Origin of the sequence: Paenibacillus sp. FSL R10-2771, from assembly GCF_038000205.1 — a bacterium.
Classification (GTDB): Bacteria; Bacillota; Bacilli; order Paenibacillales; family Paenibacillaceae; genus Paenibacillus_AQ; species Paenibacillus_AQ phytohabitans.
Window position 1 is genome coordinate 6,620,014 of record NZ_JBBOBM010000001.1, and the last position, 19,257, is coordinate 6,639,270.

Genomic DNA, 19,257 nt, shown 5'->3' on the forward strand with positions numbered 1-19,257 from the left:
CGCAGCAAACAGGACAGGTTCTGGATCCAGGGCCGGCGGGCAGCATGCCGCCAGGGCGCGCAGCGCCGTAAAGCGTGTCCCGGCCGTGCGCAGCACACAGGGACAAAGCGGGCACCCGCACCCACGCCCTCTTAGCAAGTTTAGAGCAAACTCCTTCCACCAAACTTTCGGGTGGCCGGAGGGCAGCGCCCTCCGGGGTCCCCCTTTGCAAGGGGGATTTAGGGGGATGTTAACAACTGCATCCGTCCTTCTCTTCCCCGCCGAAATCCACCTGCGTCGGGTAATCATTATCGAAGCAGGACAGGCATAGTCCGCCTTTGTAATCGTCACTATTATAGCCGCCGATGGACTGGATCAGTCCATCAGGTGAGAGGAACGCAAGTGAATCCGCATTGATCTCCTCGCACATCTCGGCGATCGTCTTATAAGAGGCGATCAGCTCGCGGCGGTCCGGGGTATCGATGCCATAGAAGCAGGGATTCTTGAACGGCGGAGAGGTAATCCGCACGTGAACCTCGAGCGCTCCGGCTTCGCGCAGCAGGTTGACGATCCGGCGCGAGGTCGTGCCGCGCACGATGGAATCGTCGATCATCACTACACGCTGGCCTTCCACGACACGGCGCACGGCGCTGAGCTTCATCTTCACGCCCTGCTCACGCAGCTCCTGGCTCGGCTGGATGAAGGTCCGGCCGGTATACTTGTTCTTGATCAGTCCAAGCTCGTACGGGATGCCAGTCTGCTCGGCGTAGCCGATGGCTGCAGAGATACTGGAATCCGGCACGCCGGTTACGATATCGGCATCCACGAAGGCTTCGAGCGCCATCCGGCTGCCCATCCGCTTGCGTGCGGAGTGCAGGTTAGAACCGTTCAGATCGCTGTCCGGCCGTGCGAAGTAGATGTATTCCATCGCGCACAGCGCTTTGCGTTTAGGTTCTGCGAAGCGGTCTTCCCGGAAGCCGTCTTTATCCAGCACCAGCAGCTCGCCAGGCTCAATATCGCGCACCAGCTGGGCGCCGATGACTTCCAGCGCACAGGATTCGGAAGCGAAGACATAAGCTTCTCCGAGCCGGCCCATCACAAGCGGACGGAGGCCATGCGTATCCGAGGCCACAATCAGCTTGTCATTGGTCATCAGCAGGAAGGCGAAACCGCCGACCAGCTGCGATAAGGCATCCTTCGTAGCTTCGACAAAATCCTTCTGCGAACGCGCGATCAGATGCGCCAGTACCTCGGTATCACTGGTGGTCTGGAAGATCGAACCTCCCTGTTCGAGCTGTTTGCGGATCAGAGGTTCGTTCACGATATTGCCGTTTGTGGCAATCGCGAGATCACCGTCACGGTATTTGAAGACCAGCGGCTGCGCATTGGTCAGCCGGCTGTCTCCGCTGGTGGAATAACGCACATGTCCAATGGACATATCCCCGATCAGCGAAGCGATCTTGTCTTTATCGAACACTTCCTTCACCAGGCCCATGCCCCGGTGATAGTTGAAGTCGCGCCCATCCGCTACGCAGATGCCCGCGCTCTCTTCGCCCCGGTGCTGCAGGGCATGCAGGCCGTAATAGGACATGGAAGCGGCTTCCGGGTGTCCGAAGACCCCGAAGACGCCGCATTCTTCTTTTAACGTGTCAAAAATATCTCCCGAGCCCGTTCCTTCGTTGTAAAAGTCGCCGGTCCACAGGATAGGGGCTTCCTGCTCTTTCCCGGTCTTTATTTCATAAGACATGGAATAGCATCCTCCCAAATGGTCTTAAGTTCAGTAACTGCTTCATCCAGTGCAGCCGCGCCGTCCAGAGCAACACGCAGGCGGTCTCCGCCGACGGTTCCAATAATCTCTACAGGTACGCCGTATGCGGCAACCGCCGCTTTCAGTTCTTCCGCACGGTCAGGCGCAGAAGTCAGGATAATCCGGGATTGGCTCTCGCTGAACAGCGCCACATCTGGACGCAATCCGCCAGCGGACAGCTCAATATTTGCTCCGGTTTTGCCGCTGATACAGCTTTCTGCAAGCGCTCCGGCCAGGCCGCCTTCGGATAGGTCATGCGCCGAGCGGACCAGCCCGCTGCGGATCGCAGCAAGTACGGCATCCAGCAGCTTGCGTTCCGTTGCCAGATCGAGTTCTGGCGGACGTCCTTCAGTCACGCCGTGAACAGCATACTGGAATTCACTGCCGCCTAGCTCTGCCTTCGTAACACCGAGCAGCAGAATCGAATCGCCTTCCTGCTTGAAGGCCTGAGTTGTAATATGATCGGTATCTTCTACAAGACCCACCATGCCGACAACCGGTGTCGGATAGATAGCTCCTGAAGCATTTTCATTGTAGAGACTGACGTTACCGCCAATTACAGGGGTATCAAGCACACGGCAGGCTTCAGCCATACCGTCTACCGCACGTTCCATCTGCCAGAAGATTTCCGGCTTCTCCGGACTGCCGAAATTCAGGTTATCCGTAATCGCCAGCGGCTGGGCACCGGAGCAGACAATGTTACGTGCTGCTTCGCTGACGGCAATCCGCCCGCCCACTTCAGGATCGAGATAGACATAACGTCCGTTACAGTCCGTAGTCATCGCCAGAGCTTTGCGTGTGCCGTGGATCGTTACTACTGCTGCATCGGAACCCGGACGAACGGCCGTGCTGGTCCGCACCATATAATCATATTGGTTATATACCCATGCTTTGCTGGCTACTGTAGGTGATCCCAGTACGGTTCGCAAGGCGCCGCCCAGATCGGTTACTTCATCATAGCGAAGCGTATCCACCGCGGCATTCTCCTCATAGTAAGCAGGAACTGCCGATGGTTTGTTATAAATCGGACATTCATCAACCAGAGCTGTTACCGGCATGTCGCCGACCACTTCACCGTGATGGAACAGCTTCAGGCGGCCGTCATCCGTTACCTTACCCACTTTGCGGCAAATCACGCCCCAGCGGTCGAAGATTTCCTGTGCCTGTGCTTCATCCTTAGGCTCAACCACGAACAGCATCCGCTCCTGGGATTCGGAGAGCATCATTTCATAAGGCGTCATGCCGTCTTCGCGCTGCGGCACCTGATCCAGATACAGCTCCAGGCCGTTGCCCGCTTTGCTCGCCATTTCAGCACTGGAGCACGTGAGTCCGGCTGCACCCATATCCTGAATACCAAGGACGATACCGCTGTCGATCAGCTCCAGGCATGATTCCATAACCAGCTTCTCCATGAACGGATCGCCAACCTGAACCGCCGTCCGCTTCGCTTCTGACTCTTCACTAAGCTCAACCGAGGCGAAGGTCGCACCATGAATGCCGTCACGGCCTGTTGGAGGACCCACGTAGAATACGGGATTACCTACCCCTTTGGCGACACCGCGCTGGATTTTATCGTGATCTATCAGGCCCACGCACATCGCATTAACCAGCGGATTACCGTCATAGCTGTCATCGAACATGATCTCCCCGCCGACGGTCGGGATGCCGATACAGTTGCCATAGCCTGCGATCCCGGACACAACATGCTCGAACAGATATTTTACCCGGTCGCTCTCAAGCTTCCCGAAACGCAGGGAATTCAGCAGCGCCACCGGTCTTGCACCCATGGAGAAAATATCGCGGATAATCCCGCCCACCCCGGTCGCCGCGCCCTGATAAGGCTCAACTGCCGATGGATGGTTGTGACTCTCGATTTTGAAAACAACCGCCTGGTTGTCTCCGATATCAACAATCCCTGCGCCTTCGCCCGGTCCCATCAGCACCTTCGGTCCGCTTGTCGGGAAACGGCTGAGCAGCGGCTTCGAGTTCTTATAGGCACAGTGCTCAGACCACATCACGCTGAACACACCGATTTCTGTATAGTTAGGCTTACGTCCCATGAAGGAGGTAATGAGCTCATATTCGCTGTCCGATACACCGAACTGACTGTAGATTTTCTGCTCCGCGATCTGCTCTGCGGTCGGCTCCTTAGCGGATACTTGCTGCGTCATAACGATCCCTCCACGATGTAAGAATGGATGTGAACATCCGTTTGCCGTCTTCCGAACCAAGCAGGCTGTTCGCTGCACGTTCCGGGTGAGGCATCATACCAACCACATTGCCCGCTACATTGCTGACTCCGGCGATATCGGCGACTGAACCGTTCGGGTTGTCGCTGTAAGTGAATACGATTTGATTATTAGCTTTAAGCTCAGCCAGCGTCTCTTCATCACAATAGTAATTGCCTTCGCCATGCGCAATCGGAATAACGATTTCTTCATCCTGCGCATAGTCGATCGTAAACGGAGTTGTGTTATTCACTACCTTAAGCACCGTGTCATGACAGCGGAACTTCATCGACATGTTGCGGCGCAGAGCGCCTGGCAAGAGGCCGGCTTCGGTCAGGATTTGGAACCCGTTGCAGATGCCGAGCACGAATTTGCCCTGTTCCGCCGCTTTGGCCACTTCAGCCATCACCGGAGCGAACCGGGAAATTGCGCCGCAGCGCAGATAGTCACCATAAGAGAAACCGCCCGGCACGAGAATGCAGTCATAAGCCGACAGATCTGTCGCCGTATGCCACACATAATCTACAGGTTCGCCGAGGCTGTCTTCTACTGCTTTGTAGCAGTCAATGTCACAATTGGAGCCTGGAAAGACAAGTACAGCAAATTTCATGACTTTTAGTCCTCCAATTCGTAGCGGTAATCCTCGATCACCGTGTTGGCCAGCAGCTTCTCGCACATATCCTTGAGGCGTCCTTCCGCTTCAGCGCGGTTGTCGGTATCGAGGGTCAGCTCCATATATTTGCCGATACGCAGACTTTCAACTTCCTGAAAACCTACGGAATGCAGCGCCCCTTGCACGGCTACACCTTGGGGATCGAGCACGCTTTTCTTGATGGTGACGTAGACTGTCGCTTTTAACATACGCTTGTAGTTCCTCCTAAAATTTAATGAGCTGGACTGGGTACCCGGAATGAAAACTTACCGTAACTCAACATTACAACGATGTGCTAACCTCTAACGGTGAGCTGCAACAACTCACTTCACTGCGGCCAGCTAACTTAACTGCATAATGTACAGCTATAATCTCAATATCTTCTGTGATAACAACTATAGTTGCATTTCGTACAGCTATTTCTCTAAAAAATCTGCTTTTCAGGCCATTTCACACATTTTAGTTGTATCAGATACAGTTAAAGAGCAAATGGCATCTTTTTCGGGCAAAATAACTGCAGAGAATACAATTAAAAGTTGGCTGCTGCTGGTCGGAACAGGCGTATCAGATAATCTATAAGGACTTACCGGTAAGGCGGTGATAAATGTCCAGGTACCGGCGTGAGGTCTCTTCCACCACTTCAACCGGCAGCGGATCCGGCGTGCTATTCTTATCCCAGGAGGATGCCGAAAGGTAAGTCCGTACAGGTTCCTTATCCATGCTGTCGATCTCGATATCCAGCGCGTATTTGTCCTTGGCCCAGAAGCGGGAAGCATCCGGTGTGAAAATCTCGTCAATCAGGATGACCTTGCCATCCAGCAGCCCGAACTCGAATTTGCAATCGGCGAGGATGATGCCGCGGTCTTTACAATATTCTCTGGCAAAAGCGAACAGCTTCAGGCTTTTGTCCTTCAGCTCCAGTGCAAGCTCCGCACCAATCAGCTCCTGCATCTGCTCAAAAGGAATGTCCTCATCATGGCCGACATCGTTCTTGGCCGCCGGCGTAAAGATCGGCTCGGTCAGCACCGCATTCTTGCGCAGCCCTTTGGGAAGCTCGATGCCGTTCACTTTGCCGGTCTCCTGATACTGCCGCCAGCCGCCGCCGGTAATACAGCCGCGCACGACACATTCGATATCAATCCGCTCTGCTTTGCGGACAACCATGATGCGGTTCTTCAGCGCTTCGCGGTCCCGCACAATATCCCCGAGCCGGTCCACGTCGATATGAACCACATGGTTCTCAATAAGCTCCTTGGTCTGACCGAACCAGAACGCGCTAAGCCGGTTAAGCACATTGCCTTTGTCCGGCACTGCCGGGTCCAGCACGTAATCAAATGCGGAAATGCGGTCCGTAACGACAATCAGTACCTCATCCCCCAAATCGTACAGCTCACGAACCTTACCTTTGTAGAGCAGCGGTGCATTTACGAGTTCCACGGCAGTGGATACGGCCGTTGATGTCATGACCTTTCCTCCCTTGAACAAATGATCTTGCTTATATTTGGGCTAAAAGCGCCTGGGACGCTGTCATTCTCCGCTTTGCCTTTGAGATATGAACTGAACGGCTAGCTAATCGGTAACACTACAAAAAATTTTGGACTTCCGATCGCTGTTATCCTCAGATTTCCTGATTTAAACCGCTGACCGCGGTAGAAATCCGAGGATAAAGGCGAACGCTGACGCTTCTTCCAGTCCCAAAATTCCTCTCCGTTCCTTATTAACTGGCCTATTCCATTCAATTCTGCAGCTACTCGCTCCAGAACAACAACTCCCCTTCGCTCCGCCCATATCTTCTCCAGCTCATCAGTTCACCACTGACTCACCTTTTTTAATTAGATAAGCTCCAGTTTGCGGAAGATGGTGTCCACATGCTTGAGGTGCCAGGAAGGATTGAACGCATCCTCGATCTCTTCCGGACTAAGTACGGCTGTGATTTCCGGTGTAGCTTCAACGATGTCACGGAACTGGGTTTGTTCCTCCCAGGCCTGCATCGCACGCGGCTGCACGGTGTCGTAAGCCTGCTCGCGGCTGAAGCCTTTGTCGATCAGCTTCGTCAGGATGCGGCCGGAGAACGGAACACCGAAGGTGCGGTTCATGTTGCGCTTCATATTGTCCGGGAACACGGTCAGGTTCTTCACGATATTGCCGAAGCGGTTCAGCATATAGTTCAGCAGCATGGTCGCATCCGGCAGGATGATCCGCTCTACCGAGGAATGCGAGATATCGCGTTCATGCCACAGCGGCACGTTTTCGTATGCTGTAACCATATGGCCGCGGATCACGCGTGACAGACCGGAGATATTCTCGCAGCCGATCGGGTTGCGCTTATGCGGCATAGCGGATGAACCCTTTTGACCTTTGGCAAAAGCTTCCTCCACCTCGCGGATCTCACTCTTCTGCAAAGCGCGGATTTCAGTAGCGAACTTGTCCAGCGAAGTGGCGACCAGTGCCAGCGCAGCCATGTATTCAGCGTGACGGTCACGCTGCAGCGTCTGCGTGGAGATCGGTGCCGGGCTGGTGCCCAGCTTGCGGCAGACAAATTCTTCAACGAACGGGTCGATATTGGCATAGGTGCCGACAGCCCCGGAGATTTTGCCGAATTGGACGCCGCTCGCCGCATGACGGAAACGCTCCAGATTACGCTTCATTTCCTCATACCACAGCGCCATCTTGAGTCCAAAAGTCGTCGGCTCAGCGTGTACGCCGTGTGTACGGCCCATCATCGGGGTATCCTTGTAAGCTACTGCTTTATCTTTAAGAATCTCAATGAACCGGATAATATCCTGCTCCAGAATTTCGTTGGCCTGACGCAGCAGGTAGCCGAGCGCCGTATCGACAACGTCCGTGGAGGTCAGTCCGTAATGCACCCATTTGCGTTCTGCACCCAGGCTCTCCGATACTGCACGGGTAAAAGCAATCACATCATGACGCGTTTCCTGTTCAATTTCGTCGATCCGCGCGATGTCGAATTTGGCGTCCTTGCGCAGCTTCGCGGCATCCTCATGCGGGATCACTCCCAGCTCGGCCCAAGCCTCACAGGCGCAAATTTCAACTTCCAGCCACGCGTTAAATTTATTTTCTTCGGTCCAAATGGCCCGCATCTCAGGTCTGCTGTAACGTTCGATCATAGCTTGTCAGTTCCTCCAAAAGTTAGTTTGCTCTACCCAGGACAGGCCGTCTCCGGTGTCCTTGCAGAGCAGGTTGATATGGCCCATTTTGCGGCCGGTCTTGCTCTCAGTCTTGCCATATATATGAAGCTTAGGGGATACCCCAAGCCGGTTTGATTCTTCATCCGCACTGCAGGCCGCCTGAATGGCGCCCTCCAGATGCTGGCCGAGCACATTCACCATGACTACAGGCGTAAGCAGCGTAGTGTCGCCCAGCGGCAGATTGCAGATCGCCCGCACATGCTGCTCGAACTGCGAGGTTACGCAGGCATCCATTGTATAATGCCCGGAGTTATGCGGGCGCGGAGCCAGCTCGTTAACGAACAGCTCTCCGTCCTCCGTCACGAACATCTCCACAGCCAGCAGTCCAACGGCATCCATGCCGGACACAATCTGCTCGGCCAGCTCGCAGGCCCGCCGCTGAATCTCCTCCGGCACCCTGGCGGGTACAATCGAGAGATGCAGGATATTGTCTACGTGTATGTTCTCGGCGGGCGGGAAGCTCTTGACTTCACCTGACGCGCTGCGGGCGGCTATGACCGAAATTTCGCATTGGAAGGCGATAAATTTCTCCAGCACCAGCTCGGGTGCATGTGGCCTGGCCTCGGCAGCGTCTTTCGCTTCAGCCGCTCCCGGCGAGTCGGGCGAAGCCGCTCCCCCGCTTGCTTGCGGTGCTGGAGCCGCCGCTCCCGGTGCTACCTGCCGGAACGCTGCTGCCAGCTCTTCCGGCCGGCGGATGACGGCTTGTCCCTTGCCGTCGTACCCCCCTGTGGCTGTCTTCAGCACACAGGGCAGGCCCAGCTCGGCAGCCGCGGCCTCAAGCTCCGCCAGGCTGCCGACCTTGCGGTACGGGGCAACGGGCACGCCCGCCGCCTCGATGGCCGCCTTCTCGCGCAGCCGGTGCTGCGTCGTATACAGCAGCGCGCTGCCCTGCGGCACGTACGATTCCTCCGTCAGCAGCGCGGCTACGCCCGCGTCGACGTTCTCGAACTCGTACGTGATCACGTCCGCGCGCTGCGCCAGCTCACGCGCCGCGTCCCGGTCGTTGTACGCCGCAATAATCTGCGGCGTAACCTGCCCGCAGGGCGCATCCGGCGCAGGGTCCAGCGCCACGAAGCGGTACCCCATGGCGCTGCCGGACAGCGCCATCATGCGCCCGAGCTGCCCGCCGCCGAGCACGCCGATCGTCGCGCCGGGCAGCAGCGTCCGGGGCGTTCCCGCCCCTGGTGCTTCAACAGCACCAGCGGCTGCCTCCTCCCGGCGCTCCATTCTCTCAGCTCCAGCTTGATCCCGCTCTGCTCGTTGCTGCTCCAAGTTCTCCAAGCCTCCGGTCTTCGACTCCACCGGTCTCATAGCGTCTCGCTGCTTTCCAGCACTTCGCGCTGGATCGCCTCGCGCCGCAGCTGCACCTTTCTCGCCACCTCCGGCTCGAAAGCACCGATGATCTGCGCAGCCAGCAGCCCTGCATTCGTAGCTCCGGCACGGCCAATGGCTACCGTGGCTACCGGGATGCCAGCCGGCATCTGCACAATCGACAGCAGCGAGTCCAGGCCGTTCAACGCCTTGGACTGCACAGGCACCCCGATGACCGGCAACGTAGTTTTGGCTGCCACCATACCCGGCAGATGCGCCGCACCGCCCGCTCCGGCGATAATCACCTTCAAGCCGCGCTCCACCGCTTCCTCGGCATAACGGAACATCAGATCCGGCGTGCGATGTGCCGAGATGACCTTTTTCTCATAAGGCACACCCAGCTCCTCAAGCACAGCACATGCATGCTCCATAGTTTCATAGTCCGATTTGCTGCCCATAATGACACCTACTTGCACAGACATTGTTCACCCAGCCTTCCGTTTCCCTTTATAGATATTCCTTGGACTTAAGTGTGTCCCATTTCCCTCTAGTTTCCCATAAATCCGAAAAAAATAGCCCGGATTCCAGACGCATTTTGCTGCGGGTGGACCCGGACTACTAAGGAATTAGGAGAGTACTGCTCCGGCATCTACAGATACCCGGCCTTTAAGAGAGCCGGCGCAGAGCACACCCCCGGTATATGCGGCGGCGGCTGGCCGTTTCAGTCATCCTATTTCCTCGTAGTCCGGCAATTTACGGTTACCGGGTAGAAACTTCCGGGCCCTATCCCCGGTTTTATACGAGCTCTTCATAGGTTCAGTTTAACAATGCCCTACACTTCGTGTCAACTTAAACACGAACATTGTCATATCATGTCTCTCAAATGTTCGCTTTTGGGCACATTTAATTTTCTTATTCCGCCTATTCCGGCCATCTCCGCAGAAAAAAAGGGGAACGCCTAAGCGCTCCTCTGCAAGTATCTCTATTATTTAACAACCAGCACCGGAATGCGCGCGCTTTGCACTACATTGTGGCTGACGCTGCCCAGAACGAACTCCCGGATTCCGCCAAGCCCGCGGCTGCCGATAACGATGACATCCACCGTGTGCTCTTTGGCATAAGCCAGAATCACTTCGGCAGGCGATCCCTGCAGCAATTCTACAGTAGCGTTCAGGCCTTCGGCTTCCAGCCGGCTTTTCACTTCATCCGTAGTCTGGACCGCGAGGTCATAATAATCCTTGTTCACTGATGCCGGCAGAGGCGCGAGAGCTTCCCCGATGAAGAACCGCGGGAATTCAAATGCGTGTACGACGTACAGGGAGGACCCTGGAGTTACCTTGGCCAGTTCAATCGCACGTTCCAATGCCTGATTGGAAGCCTTCGAACCGTCATAGGCTAGCAAAATTTTAGAGAATAACATATACGCCACCTCTTTCTATTGTGTACAGCCTTAGCCAAACTACAAGAAACTTAACTCAAAAAATATCCATACAGCAGGATATTCAGCAGCAGCAGCAGCGGAATTCCAATCCTGAAGGAAGTATGCCTCGTCTTGTGGCGCTTGCGGTACATGGCAATCAGCACACCCAGCGCGCCGCCCATGAACGCGAGCAGAAACAGTGTTTTCTCCGGCACCCGATCCCGTCTTTTGCGGGCCTTGTTCTTGTCTTCCGACATCACTACATACCCGATAATATTGATCAGTGCGAACCACAGCAATACAACCTTGACCATCCTTCCGGCCCCTCCTCCTTGCATCCTATCTACTCTCTATTATATTACCCTTTTCGGCAAAAAACCAATAAGTTCCCCTACAAAGTGAGGTTTTGGCGCAGGTGATCACTCAGGTACTTTGCGGGGACCCCTTCTATTACAATAAACCTAACCCTGCCTGCCAAGTATCCGCCGCTCTTGTCTGCTCCCTGTGCCCGGTTCCCCGGCCTCTCTGATCCATAGCCAGGACAACACTGCAGCAAGCAGCGCCGCAATTCCGCCAAGCCAGAAACCGCCGGTCAGTCCATACGCCGCACTCATCCATCCTGCAACAAATGGTCCCCCTGACATCCCTATGGCATACACCGCCTGATAAAAGCCCATAGCCGTTGCCCGTTTGAACGGAGCGACTCCCGACACCGATTTACCCAGCAGCAGCGGGAAAATAAGACCCTGCATGAAGCCGTTCCCAATCTGCGTTGCACAGAGAGCGGCTAGAGTAGGCATAGAGGGAATCAGCAGCGTGAATACCGCACTCCCGGCAAAACCCAGCATTAACGTTCCCCGGTCCCCAAGCCATTTGCCGAATAGACGTGAGCCGTACAGTGTGGCAATCGCATGCGGCAGCATGAAAGCCAGCGTCAGCCAGCCGAGACTTTCTTTGCTCGCACCGATATCCAGCGCCTGATTCGGCGTATAGCCGAACATCGTAATGAACAGTACACAATGTGCCAGCACGGACAAAAGCGAGACCTTGACCAGCAGCGGTTCCCGTACTACTCCGGCAAGATCTTTAATCTGAATCGCATTCCGCTTCTCCTGCTTCTGTTCAGGAAGACGTAGTGCAAGCAGCAGCGCAGCCGCCGCCACAATCCCGCCGATAATAAACGGAGTGTTCCAGCCCCAGTGATCGACCATATAGCCGCTGATCATCATACTGGTCAATTGGGCAATAACCGTTGTGAACTGCAGCATGCCCATCGCTTTACCAGCCTCTTCTTTCGGAAAATACCCCGCGAACATCACCGAGTACACGACCCACGCGGAGGCGGCAATCCCTGAGACGGCACGTGCAGCCAGCGCCCAGCCCGGATGTGCACCAGCCAGGAACAGCAGACAGCTTGCTCCGCTGGCGATCAGCCCCAGATAAATAAACGGCCGCCGCCGGTTAAGATAATCCGAACCAATCCCGATCGGCAGCCGGAACAGAATCTGCATTAGGCCGTATACGCCCAGCACCGCTCCAACCATGACATAAGAAGCTCCCAGATGCTCCACATACGGAGACAACACAGGTACATAGATATAAGAAGAGAACCAGAACATAAAGACAATCACCAAAAAGAAAAACCGGCTGCCCCCCCTCTTGCCTGAGCCTTGTACCGATTGAATTTCATCTTCCACCTGCTTATCCGCCGCCACTTAATCACCCGCTCCACTATATTTGCCGGAACCCTAATAGCCCTTCCAGCTTCAATCTCCTAAGTAAAACATATCTGCCGCCCCTTGGACAGCCTTCGTAAAGTAACATTACACTTAATCTTCTGTCATACACCAGCCAGCCCCGCGATTTCCATAGACACAACAAAACCACCGGATGCTCCGGCAGTCTTGTTGTCTCGAAGCCTTCCCTCTCTGGAAGGGAAACTAACTTCTTTATAAGAGCTTAGAATAAACATGCTGCTCTTACGTTAACTAGTCTTACGCTTGTATCTTCGGTTGTATCTTTGTTTTTATCTTTGTTTGAATCATCGTAGTATCTTCGTTGTATCTTCGTTGTATCTTCGTTTGTATCTTGGCTTGCATCTTCGTTGTATTTTGTTTTTATCTTCGTTATATCTTCGTTTGTATCTTTGTTTTTATCTTTGTTCTTATCTTTGTTCTATCTTCGTTTTTATCTTCGTTGTATCTTCCTCTTTTTTTTGCCACTCACTTCATTTAATGCACTGTTGCCCTTACACTTTAGGCTTTTTTATTTCCCCTTCTGCTTGGCTTCCATCGCTGCCTTCAACAATTCACCAAGGTTAGAGCCGCCGGCGCTTTCCGGCTTGCTGTACTGCTGGACCAGCTTCTGCTGTTCACGTTTGTTGATATGCTTGTGGTCCTTATCCATCGTCTCCGTAATCCCGCAGCCGAGGCACTGCACATACATCCCTGCCTTGCCTTCCTTAAGCTCCATCTTCTTATGGCACTGCGGACAGCGGCGGTTCGACAACTGCTTCTCCCCTGCCCGGGTATAGCCGCAGTCCTCTTTGGGACAGACCAGCAGCTTGCCGCGTTTGGTCTTCTTCTCCAGCATTCTTGTCCCGCATTCCGGACAATGGCTGTTAGAGACATTATGCGGCTTGTATTCCGCTCCGCTATTCTTTACCCCGGACACCAGCTCCTGGGCCATATTACGGATTCCCTGCAGAAAAGGCTCCGGACGCCCTTGCCCGCGCGCGATCTTCTCCAGCTCCGCTTCCCAGCGTGCCGTAAGCTCCGGAGTGCGCAGCTGTCCTGAGACCAGTCCGATCAGCTGCTTGCCTTTGCCGGTCGGATGCAGCAGATTGCCCTGCCGCTCAATCGTATCCGAGCTGACCAGCTTCTCGATGATATCCGCACGGGTTGCCGATGTTCCCAGCCCGTACTTCTCCATCTGCGTCAGCAGCGAAGCTTCATTATAACGCTTCGGCGGCTGCGTCCGGCCGGGCTTGATGATGCAGCGCTCAATTTTCACGCTGTCGCCCTCCCGCAGTTCCGGCAGCTTCACACTGCCCGCTGCAGGCTCGTCGCCCGCGTTCTCATCCTCCTCATCCGAGCTCATATCCCCGCCATAGACTTCGCGCCAGCCCGCGTCCTTAACCGTAGTGCCTTTAACCTGGAACGTTTCTCCCTCCACGCTCACCGTCACAGCCACTGCATCATAACGTGCCGGTGGATAGAACAGGCTGATGAACCGCCGTACAATCAGATCATACAGCTTCCGTTCTTCTGCACTTAACAGATTAAGCAATACCGTCTGCTCTGTTGGAATAATTGCGTGATGGTCACTGACCTTACTGTCGTCAACAATCCGTTTCGTAACCAGCAGCGTTTTGCGCAGTAGCGGTCTAGCGAGGGCCGCATACGGTCCGACTGCTACGCTGTCCAATCTTTCTTTTAGCGTACCGGTCATATCGGCAGTCAGGTAGCGGCTGTCCGTACGCGGATAAGTAACCAGCTTATGCTGTTCATACAGTTTTTGCAGCAGGCTTGAGGTTTGTTTGGCCGAAAAGCCAAATTTACGGTTTGCATCCCGCTGCAGCTCCGTCAGGTCATAGGCCAGCGGATGGGGTTCGCTTTTCTCGCTTTTGTGCACCTTGGTAATCCGTCCACTGCGGCCGGTCAGCTTCTCCTTCAGGATACCCGTCTTGTCTCTGTCAAAAATCCGGCCGTCCCCGCCCTGCGCACGCCATCCTGCCTGGAAATTGCCGAAATCAGCAGTCAGCAGATCGTATTCCTGGGAATGGAAGCCTGTAATTTCATTCTCCCGGTCCATAATCATGCCAAGCGTAGGTGTCTGTACACGTCCTGCCGAGAGCGGCGCACCGAACTTACAGGTTAAGGCGCGCGTAATGTTCAGCCCGATCATCCAATCCGCCTCTGCACGGCAGCGGGCAGACTCATACAACCGGTCGAAGTCCTTGCCCGGACGAAGCGCGGCGAAGCCTTCCTTAATCGCCTTATCCGTCTGCGAGGAGATCCACAGCCGCTTGAACGGCTTCTTCCAGCCAGCCATATTCATGATCCAGCGTGCCAGCAGCTCCCCCTCACGCGCAGCATCCGTCGCAACGATCAGCTCCTCAATATCCTGCCGTTTCATCAGCTGCTGTACCGCTTTGTATTGCTGGCTGGTCTCCCGCAGCACCTTCAGCTTGGCCTTCTCCGGAAGAATCGGCAAATCCTCCAATGCCCAGGTAGCATATTTATTGTTATAGTCCTCAGGCTCAGCCAGGCCAACCAGATGACCCAGAGCCCAGGTAACCACATATTTCGGACCTTCCATATAGCTCTTTTGCTTATTTCCGCAGCCCAGCACCCGGGCAATCTCCCGGGCAACCGATGGCTTCTCCGCCAGTACCAGTACCTTCATAATTCTCTCCCCTCCATATCAACAACCTATTATACCACGGGATAAAAGACCGCAAATATCATCAGGCTGATTTCGCTTCATTTCAGATAAACTAGAATTATTCCCCAGCCGAAAGGAGTCACAGCCAATGCTCACAACAGAACCGTATAATGTTATATCAGTAGGTGTAGTATCCGTATCCGGATCACAGCACAACCTGCGTCTCGAGATTAAACCGCAATACAGACCTGCCTTGAAGGGGCTGGCTGATTTCAGCCACTGCCAGATTCTCTGGTGGATTCATGAATTTGCAGACGATGCCTTCCGGCGTACTACGCAGATTGAGCCTCCATATGAGGCTCCGGTAACGGGTGTATTTGCCACACGTTCTCCCGTACGCCCTAATCCTATTGGCCTTTCTGTGGCCGAAATTGTGTCCGTTGATGTTGAACAGGGAATTGTTGAGGTTACCGGACTGGATGCCTATCCGGGGACGCCTGTGCTCGATATCAAAGCCTATTTTCCTGCTACCGACCGTGTCCGTCATGTCAGAGTCCCTGTATGGGCGTCCTCTTGGGGAGAGTGGGCTCTAGAGTAAACTAGTACGAGGAGAGAGCTCATGACTAACTGCAAGCTTATTCTGCAAGTGATTGAGTACATTGAATCCAATCTGAAGCAACCATTGTCTGTCCTGACCCTCTCCAGAGTGAGCGGTTACTCGCTTTATCATTTTATCCGGCTGTTCCAGGGGGTTACCGGGCTGACACCCGGCGACTATATCGCAAGACGTCGAATTTCCGAGGCTGCACGTGAGATTCTGAGAACGCCTGACCGCAGCTTCCAGGATATTTCGCTGGATTATTCCTTTAACGATTATGAGACCTTCACCCGTGCCTTCAAAAGATTGCTCCATACCACCCCCACCTGTATCCGCCAAAAATCAAATCCGGACATCCCTCTGCTGCTGCATCCTATACGGGGAATGGATCTGCCGCACTGGACTGTCCACAACACCGGATCTCCGGAAATCATTGAGCTTGGGGAAATCAGACTTCAGGGACCGTTTATTACGGTTAACAACGATCCTTCTATTATAGGTGCAGCTTGGGAACAGCTATTCAGCGGTATCGCCTCTATTCCCTGCCGTAAGCTTCCGGAGAGGTATTATCAGCTTGGTTATTGGCCGGATAACTATGAGGATAGCGGCATCTCTTTTCTCTGTGCCTGTGAGTTGAACGCATCATCGCCTTTACCATCCGGCACTACATTTCGGGCAAACAGAGGACAAGCAGATAGCAATCTTCCCGTCCACATCCTGCCACCAGCGCGTTATCTTAAATTTCTGCATAAAGGTCCCTCAGCAGAAGTCTCCGCTACATACAAATATATATATGGCGTATTTCTGCCCGGAACTGATTATCGCCTAAACCTCACTTATGAATTTGAATATTACGGTGCAGGTTATCTTGGCCCGGATAATCCGGACTCGGTAAGTGAGATCTACATTCCTTTAACTTTGCTTTGAATACAAACAAGTCCGCCTCTGCAGAGCAGACGCGGACAAGAATACAGTTCATTTTACACATAACTAATTTTCTGATTTAAGGAATCACTATAGTAGTCTCAAGCTCTTTATGATAAGTTTTTACCCGTTCACCATTAGCATCCAGCAAAAGATTCAGCTCACTATCAAACGTACATGTATACGGTCTGATCGTAATCGTCTTGGGAATTTGCGGGAAGGTATTGTACAGATTATCCAGAATAGGATGCTGAACTGCTTTGGCCATGGCATATCCCATCTGCCGGGGATTGATCACATTGCCGGCATCATCCACAAGCTCATAGAATACTTCGGTAGGCGCATATTCTCCTGTCTGCTCCGCCGAGGCAGGCACTTCCCCTTCACTGGTTACGATCAATCTTAGGGTAGCAGGCGTAATGTCCAGACTCTTCACTGTGTAATGGAAGGAGCCTTTGCTTGCCCCCTGACCTGGAGTAAGATTAATTACTCCCTCCGTTACTTTTTTCACCGTTACCTGGAACTCAAACGGCTCTGCGATCTGAGCAACCGGCACACTGATATCCACCTTGAATTCGTCTCCCAAAGCTGCAGTGTTCCGCAGTTCATTCAGCTCCAACAGAAGGGTTTGGGCTTGTCCCTCTACGTCACCTGTAGAAGAGGAGCCGAAGCTGATGGGCTCACCTGACACCTGAGTAACCACAGGCAGCCCCAGTAGCCCTTTGGTCGACTGATCAAAGTCATGGGTTTTGAAATCAGTAATCTCCGCCAGAACCCGTTCATCCATGATTCCCGCTCTCTCAAATCCAATGGCTAGCCGGGTACCGTCATAAAATACTTCTGTAACACTTAAAGTAACTCCATCCTTTGTAACGCTCATGTTAGGTGAAGTAGTCAAGCCCTTTTCCGCCGCCAATTTCAAACCTGGGTCGGTGTGCTTGAAAATACTGCTGAATACGGGGAATTGACTCAATGTATCGGCCCATACTGGGGAGATGAATCCTGCTGTTACTGTACCTAACCCGATCATTACGGCCACACATGCGGCTGCTAACGTCTTTTTAATCAATTTGCTGCCTCCTTTGATCTCCATATGCTCAATACGGTTCATAATTTGCTCATTGTAACTGTCCACAGGAAGCTGAACCTTTCCGATGCTGCTGCGAATCTGCTCCAACATTTGCTTCTCAGTTTGATTCTGCCACTTCTCCACGAGTGCATCCTCCTTCGTTCGCTTTTTGCTGGATCAGTTTTCTCCGGAGCCGTTCATACTTCTTGCGGAGAGCGGCCGAACTGCTCCCGGTTATCTGTGCAATTTCTTCGAAACTGTATTGTTCAATGACACGCAGGATCAACAAACTGCGCTCCTCCGAAGTTAGGTCTCCGAACATTCTATCCACAGGCGAATTGACTGGAGACTCAGGAGTTTCCCGCACCAGCTGCAATTTATAAAGTGACATTAACCGGCTGCGGCGCTTATGCCTGCGAAGCTGGTCCAGGCAATGATGATAAGCTACCTTATACAACCAGGCTGAAAAAGAGACACGCTTCTCATAACGCCCAAGCTCCTGATACACCTTTACAAATATATCCTGCACAGCATCCTCAGCTTCTTCACGGCTCCTCAAAATATAATAACAATACGTATATATTTGCCGTTCATATGCAGTAATCACTGAAGTAAAAGCATGCTTTTCACCAGCGCGCACCTTATGAATTGCTTCTTCGATCATATTTGGATTCACTTGGCCCCCGGGGTTGCCTTGCTCCAAAAGAATCACCTCCATTTTCCTTTTACACCTGTATAACGAATGCCAACTGCTTATTTGTGACATCCCGGGAATTAGCTTTATATACGAAAAAAAGGCAGTTCTCTGAAAAACAGAGTGGCTGCCATGAGAAGAAACTACACTTAAGACTGTTGTTGTTAAGGGTTTATCTCTCAAACCTTAGACTAGCTTCAAAAAACACCTTGTCCCCGCCTTGGCCGCGTACATATACTCCTTCTTCAGTCCGGGAGGACCGTAAAATACTGATTTCCTCGCCATACTGGGCTTCCTGCGCATAGGTTATGTGAAGACCGGTAAGCTCCAGCTCTTCCCATTCCTCCAAAGTCAGCGCATCGCAGCATAAATCTACATACCTTGCATTGTTAAGGTGCCCGTTATTATCGAGCCCGCTATACCTTACTTGATAGCGAAAGGCTTCCTGCAGAGAAAGATCAGCGGGAATCACTACTTTGTCCGGGAGGCTTCCTACCGAATCCTCCAGATAAGGCTCTACAGCAATGGGAAGGGCTGAAGGACGAAGGATCTTTCGCTTATCCATATCCACAAGTGCCCAGATTGAGCGTGCCGCCGCCAGTTCTACAGCATTACTATCAAAAATCCGATAATCCCGCTGCCAGAGCGCTCCTTTGTTTCCTTTACTCCAGGTACGCACATTAAGAAGCTCGTTAGGCGACGGTAAACGTCGAAGATCCAGATCGAGTGTGATAACCATCCAGCCCATTCTTGCATTAAGCATTGTATCAATACTTAGACCCAGGCTGCTTACAGCCGAATCCGCAGCACGCTGCATAATATCAAGAAGAAAGGAGAGCTTGCCTCTTGACCGAAAATCAGTGTCACTTGCATGAACCATAAATTCCTCTGTCCACAAAAGGTTGCCGTGCTTGTCCATAACTTTACGCTCCTTTACGCATTCATCCACAATTCCCTCTGTTGTATCCACATTATCTAAT

The 19,257-nt window shown here is 53.3% G+C and carries 17 protein-coding genes and 1 riboswitch; of the genes, 2 read left to right on the forward strand and 15 right to left on the reverse strand.

What is annotated here, in order from left to right:
- Positions 1 to 229: 229 nt before the first annotated feature.
- The 12 genes from purF to NSU14_RS28565 all read right to left on the reverse strand — a co-directional run bounded on the left by purF (position 230) and on the right by NSU14_RS28565 (position 15,013).
- Positions 230 to 1,726 (reverse strand): amidophosphoribosyltransferase, encoded by a 1,497-nt coding sequence (purF, locus tag NSU14_RS28510; protein WP_340948059.1) that lies wholly within the window; start codon positions 1,724 to 1,726, stop codon positions 230 to 232.
- Positions 1,711 to 3,957, reverse strand: a complete 2,247-nt coding sequence (gene purL, locus NSU14_RS28515) for a phosphoribosylformylglycinamidine synthase subunit PurL (RefSeq protein WP_042133403.1) — start codon at positions 3,955 to 3,957, stop codon at positions 1,711 to 1,713. The genes purF and purL overlap by 16 nt, the downstream gene beginning before the upstream one ends.
- Positions 3,935 to 4,624 (reverse strand): phosphoribosylformylglycinamidine synthase subunit PurQ, encoded by a 690-nt coding sequence (purQ, locus tag NSU14_RS28520; RefSeq protein ID WP_039298250.1) that lies wholly within the window; start codon positions 4,622 to 4,624, stop codon positions 3,935 to 3,937. The genes purL and purQ overlap by 23 nt, the downstream gene beginning before the upstream one ends.
- 5 nt (positions 4,625 to 4,629) lie before the next feature.
- Positions 4,630 to 4,875 carry a phosphoribosylformylglycinamidine synthase subunit PurS gene (gene purS / locus NSU14_RS28525; RefSeq protein WP_039298247.1) on the reverse strand — a complete coding sequence of 82 codons (246 nt, stop codon included), beginning with the start codon at positions 4,873 to 4,875 and terminating at the stop codon, positions 4,630 to 4,632.
- 364 nt (positions 4,876 to 5,239) lie between these two features.
- Positions 5,240 to 6,130 carry a phosphoribosylaminoimidazolesuccinocarboxamide synthase gene (locus NSU14_RS28530; RefSeq protein ID WP_340948063.1) on the reverse strand — a complete coding sequence of 297 codons (891 nt, stop codon included), beginning with the start codon at positions 6,128 to 6,130 and terminating at the stop codon, positions 5,240 to 5,242.
- Between the two features lie 368 nt (positions 6,131 to 6,498).
- Positions 6,499 to 7,794 carry an adenylosuccinate lyase gene (gene purB, locus NSU14_RS28535; RefSeq protein WP_042133396.1) on the reverse strand — a complete coding sequence of 432 codons (1,296 nt, stop codon included), beginning with the start codon at positions 7,792 to 7,794 and terminating at the stop codon, positions 6,499 to 6,501.
- Between the two features lie 6 nt (positions 7,795 to 7,800).
- The gene (locus tag NSU14_RS28540; RefSeq protein WP_340949011.1) at positions 7,801 to 9,102 is read right to left on the reverse strand and encodes a 5-(carboxyamino)imidazole ribonucleotide synthase; all 1,302 of its coding nucleotides are present in this window, start codon (positions 9,100 to 9,102) and stop codon (positions 7,801 to 7,803) included.
- 80 nt (positions 9,103 to 9,182) lie between these two features.
- Positions 9,183 to 9,668 (reverse strand): 5-(carboxyamino)imidazole ribonucleotide mutase, encoded by a 486-nt coding sequence (purE, locus tag NSU14_RS28545; RefSeq protein WP_042133394.1) that lies wholly within the window; start codon positions 9,666 to 9,668, stop codon positions 9,183 to 9,185.
- Positions 9,669 to 9,907: 239 nt separating this feature from the next.
- Positions 9,908 to 10,009, reverse strand: a riboswitch (purine riboswitch).
- A 162-nt stretch (positions 10,010 to 10,171) separates the two neighbouring features.
- Positions 10,172 to 10,606, reverse strand: coding sequence for a universal stress protein (locus tag NSU14_RS28550; protein WP_042133392.1), 435 nt, complete (start codon positions 10,604 to 10,606; stop codon positions 10,172 to 10,174).
- A gap of 50 nt (positions 10,607 to 10,656) precedes the next feature.
- The gene (locus NSU14_RS28555) at positions 10,657 to 10,920 is read right to left on the reverse strand and encodes a DUF1294 domain-containing protein (protein WP_039310312.1); all 264 of its coding nucleotides are present in this window, start codon (positions 10,918 to 10,920) and stop codon (positions 10,657 to 10,659) included.
- Between the two features lie 147 nt (positions 10,921 to 11,067).
- Entirely contained in the window at positions 11,068 to 12,321 is a 1,254-nt protein-coding gene (locus tag NSU14_RS28560; RefSeq protein WP_340948067.1) for an MFS transporter, read from the reverse strand.
- A 550-nt stretch (positions 12,322 to 12,871) separates the two neighbouring features.
- Positions 12,872 to 15,013, reverse strand: a complete 2,142-nt coding sequence (locus NSU14_RS28565; protein WP_340948069.1) for a DNA topoisomerase III — start codon at positions 15,011 to 15,013, stop codon at positions 12,872 to 12,874.
- Positions 15,014 to 15,140: 127 nt separating this feature from the next.
- Here NSU14_RS28565 and tsaA point away from each other — a divergent pair, with 127 nt between their 5' ends.
- Both tsaA and NSU14_RS28575 read left to right on the forward strand, forming a co-directional pair.
- The gene (gene tsaA, locus NSU14_RS28570; protein WP_047014141.1) at positions 15,141 to 15,590 is read left to right on the forward strand and encodes a tRNA (N6-threonylcarbamoyladenosine(37)-N6)-methyltransferase TrmO; all 450 of its coding nucleotides are present in this window, start codon (positions 15,141 to 15,143) and stop codon (positions 15,588 to 15,590) included.
- Between the two features lie 21 nt (positions 15,591 to 15,611).
- A complete protein-coding gene (locus tag NSU14_RS28575; protein ID WP_340948071.1) occupies positions 15,612 to 16,517 on the forward strand; it encodes a helix-turn-helix domain-containing protein in 906 nt (301 codons plus the stop codon).
- A gap of 76 nt (positions 16,518 to 16,593) precedes the next feature.
- Here the strand turns inward: NSU14_RS28575 and NSU14_RS28580 are convergent, their stop codons facing one another.
- From NSU14_RS28580 to NSU14_RS28590, 3 genes are read right to left on the reverse strand one after another with little or no spacing between them, the layout of a single operon-like run.
- Positions 16,594 to 17,727, reverse strand: a complete 1,134-nt coding sequence (locus tag NSU14_RS28580; RefSeq protein WP_340948073.1) for a DUF4179 domain-containing protein — start codon at positions 17,725 to 17,727, stop codon at positions 16,594 to 16,596.
- Positions 17,702 to 18,460 (reverse strand): RNA polymerase sigma factor, encoded by a 759-nt coding sequence (locus NSU14_RS28585; protein ID WP_340948075.1) that lies wholly within the window; start codon positions 18,458 to 18,460, stop codon positions 17,702 to 17,704. Before NSU14_RS28585 ends, NSU14_RS28580 begins: the two co-directional genes overlap by 26 nt.
- Positions 18,450 to 19,196, reverse strand: a complete 747-nt coding sequence (locus tag NSU14_RS28590) for an acyl-[acyl-carrier-protein] thioesterase (RefSeq protein ID WP_340948077.1) — start codon at positions 19,194 to 19,196, stop codon at positions 18,450 to 18,452. The genes NSU14_RS28585 and NSU14_RS28590 overlap by 11 nt, the downstream gene beginning before the upstream one ends.
- Between the last annotated feature and the right edge of the window lie 61 nt (positions 19,197 to 19,257).

What these genes read in the sequence shown, in the direction of transcription:
- purF (WP_340948059.1), bottom strand. Translation starts at nt 1,726, where the DNA reads ATGTCTTATGAAATAAAGACCGGGAAAGAGCAGGAAGCCCCTATCCTG.
- purL (WP_042133403.1), bottom strand. Translation starts at nt 3,957, where the DNA reads ATGACGCAGCAAGTATCCGCTAAGGAGCCGACCGCAGAGCAGATCGCG.
- purQ (WP_039298250.1), bottom strand. Translation starts at nt 4,624, where the DNA reads ATGAAATTTGCTGTACTTGTCTTTCCAGGCTCCAATTGTGACATTGAC.
- purS (WP_039298247.1), bottom strand. Translation starts at nt 4,875, where the DNA reads ATGTTAAAAGCGACAGTCTACGTCACCATCAAGAAAAGCGTGCTCGAT.
- NSU14_RS28530 (WP_340948063.1), bottom strand. Translation starts at nt 6,130, where the DNA reads ATGACATCAACGGCCGTATCCACTGCCGTGGAACTCGTAAATGCACCG.
- purB (WP_042133396.1), bottom strand. Translation starts at nt 7,794, where the DNA reads ATGATCGAACGTTACAGCAGACCTGAGATGCGGGCCATTTGGACCGAA.
- NSU14_RS28540 (WP_340949011.1), bottom strand. Translation starts at nt 9,102, where the DNA reads ATGGAGCGCCGGGAGGAGGCAGCCGCTGGTGCTGTTGAAGCACCAGGG.
- purE (WP_042133394.1), bottom strand. Translation starts at nt 9,668, where the DNA reads ATGTCTGTGCAAGTAGGTGTCATTATGGGCAGCAAATCGGACTATGAA.
- NSU14_RS28550 (WP_042133392.1), bottom strand. Translation starts at nt 10,606, where the DNA reads ATGTTATTCTCTAAAATTTTGCTAGCCTATGACGGTTCGAAGGCTTCC.
- NSU14_RS28555 (WP_039310312.1), bottom strand. Translation starts at nt 10,920, where the DNA reads ATGGTCAAGGTTGTATTGCTGTGGTTCGCACTGATCAATATTATCGGG.
- NSU14_RS28565 (WP_340948069.1), bottom strand. Translation starts at nt 15,013, where the DNA reads ATGAAGGTACTGGTACTGGCGGAGAAGCCATCGGTTGCCCGGGAGATT.
- tsaA (WP_047014141.1), top strand. Translation starts at nt 15,141, where the DNA reads ATGCTCACAACAGAACCGTATAATGTTATATCAGTAGGTGTAGTATCC.
- NSU14_RS28575 (WP_340948071.1), top strand. Translation starts at nt 15,612, where the DNA reads ATGACTAACTGCAAGCTTATTCTGCAAGTGATTGAGTACATTGAATCC.
- NSU14_RS28590 (WP_340948077.1), bottom strand. Translation starts at nt 19,196, where the DNA reads ATGGACAAGCACGGCAACCTTTTGTGGACAGAGGAATTTATGGTTCAT.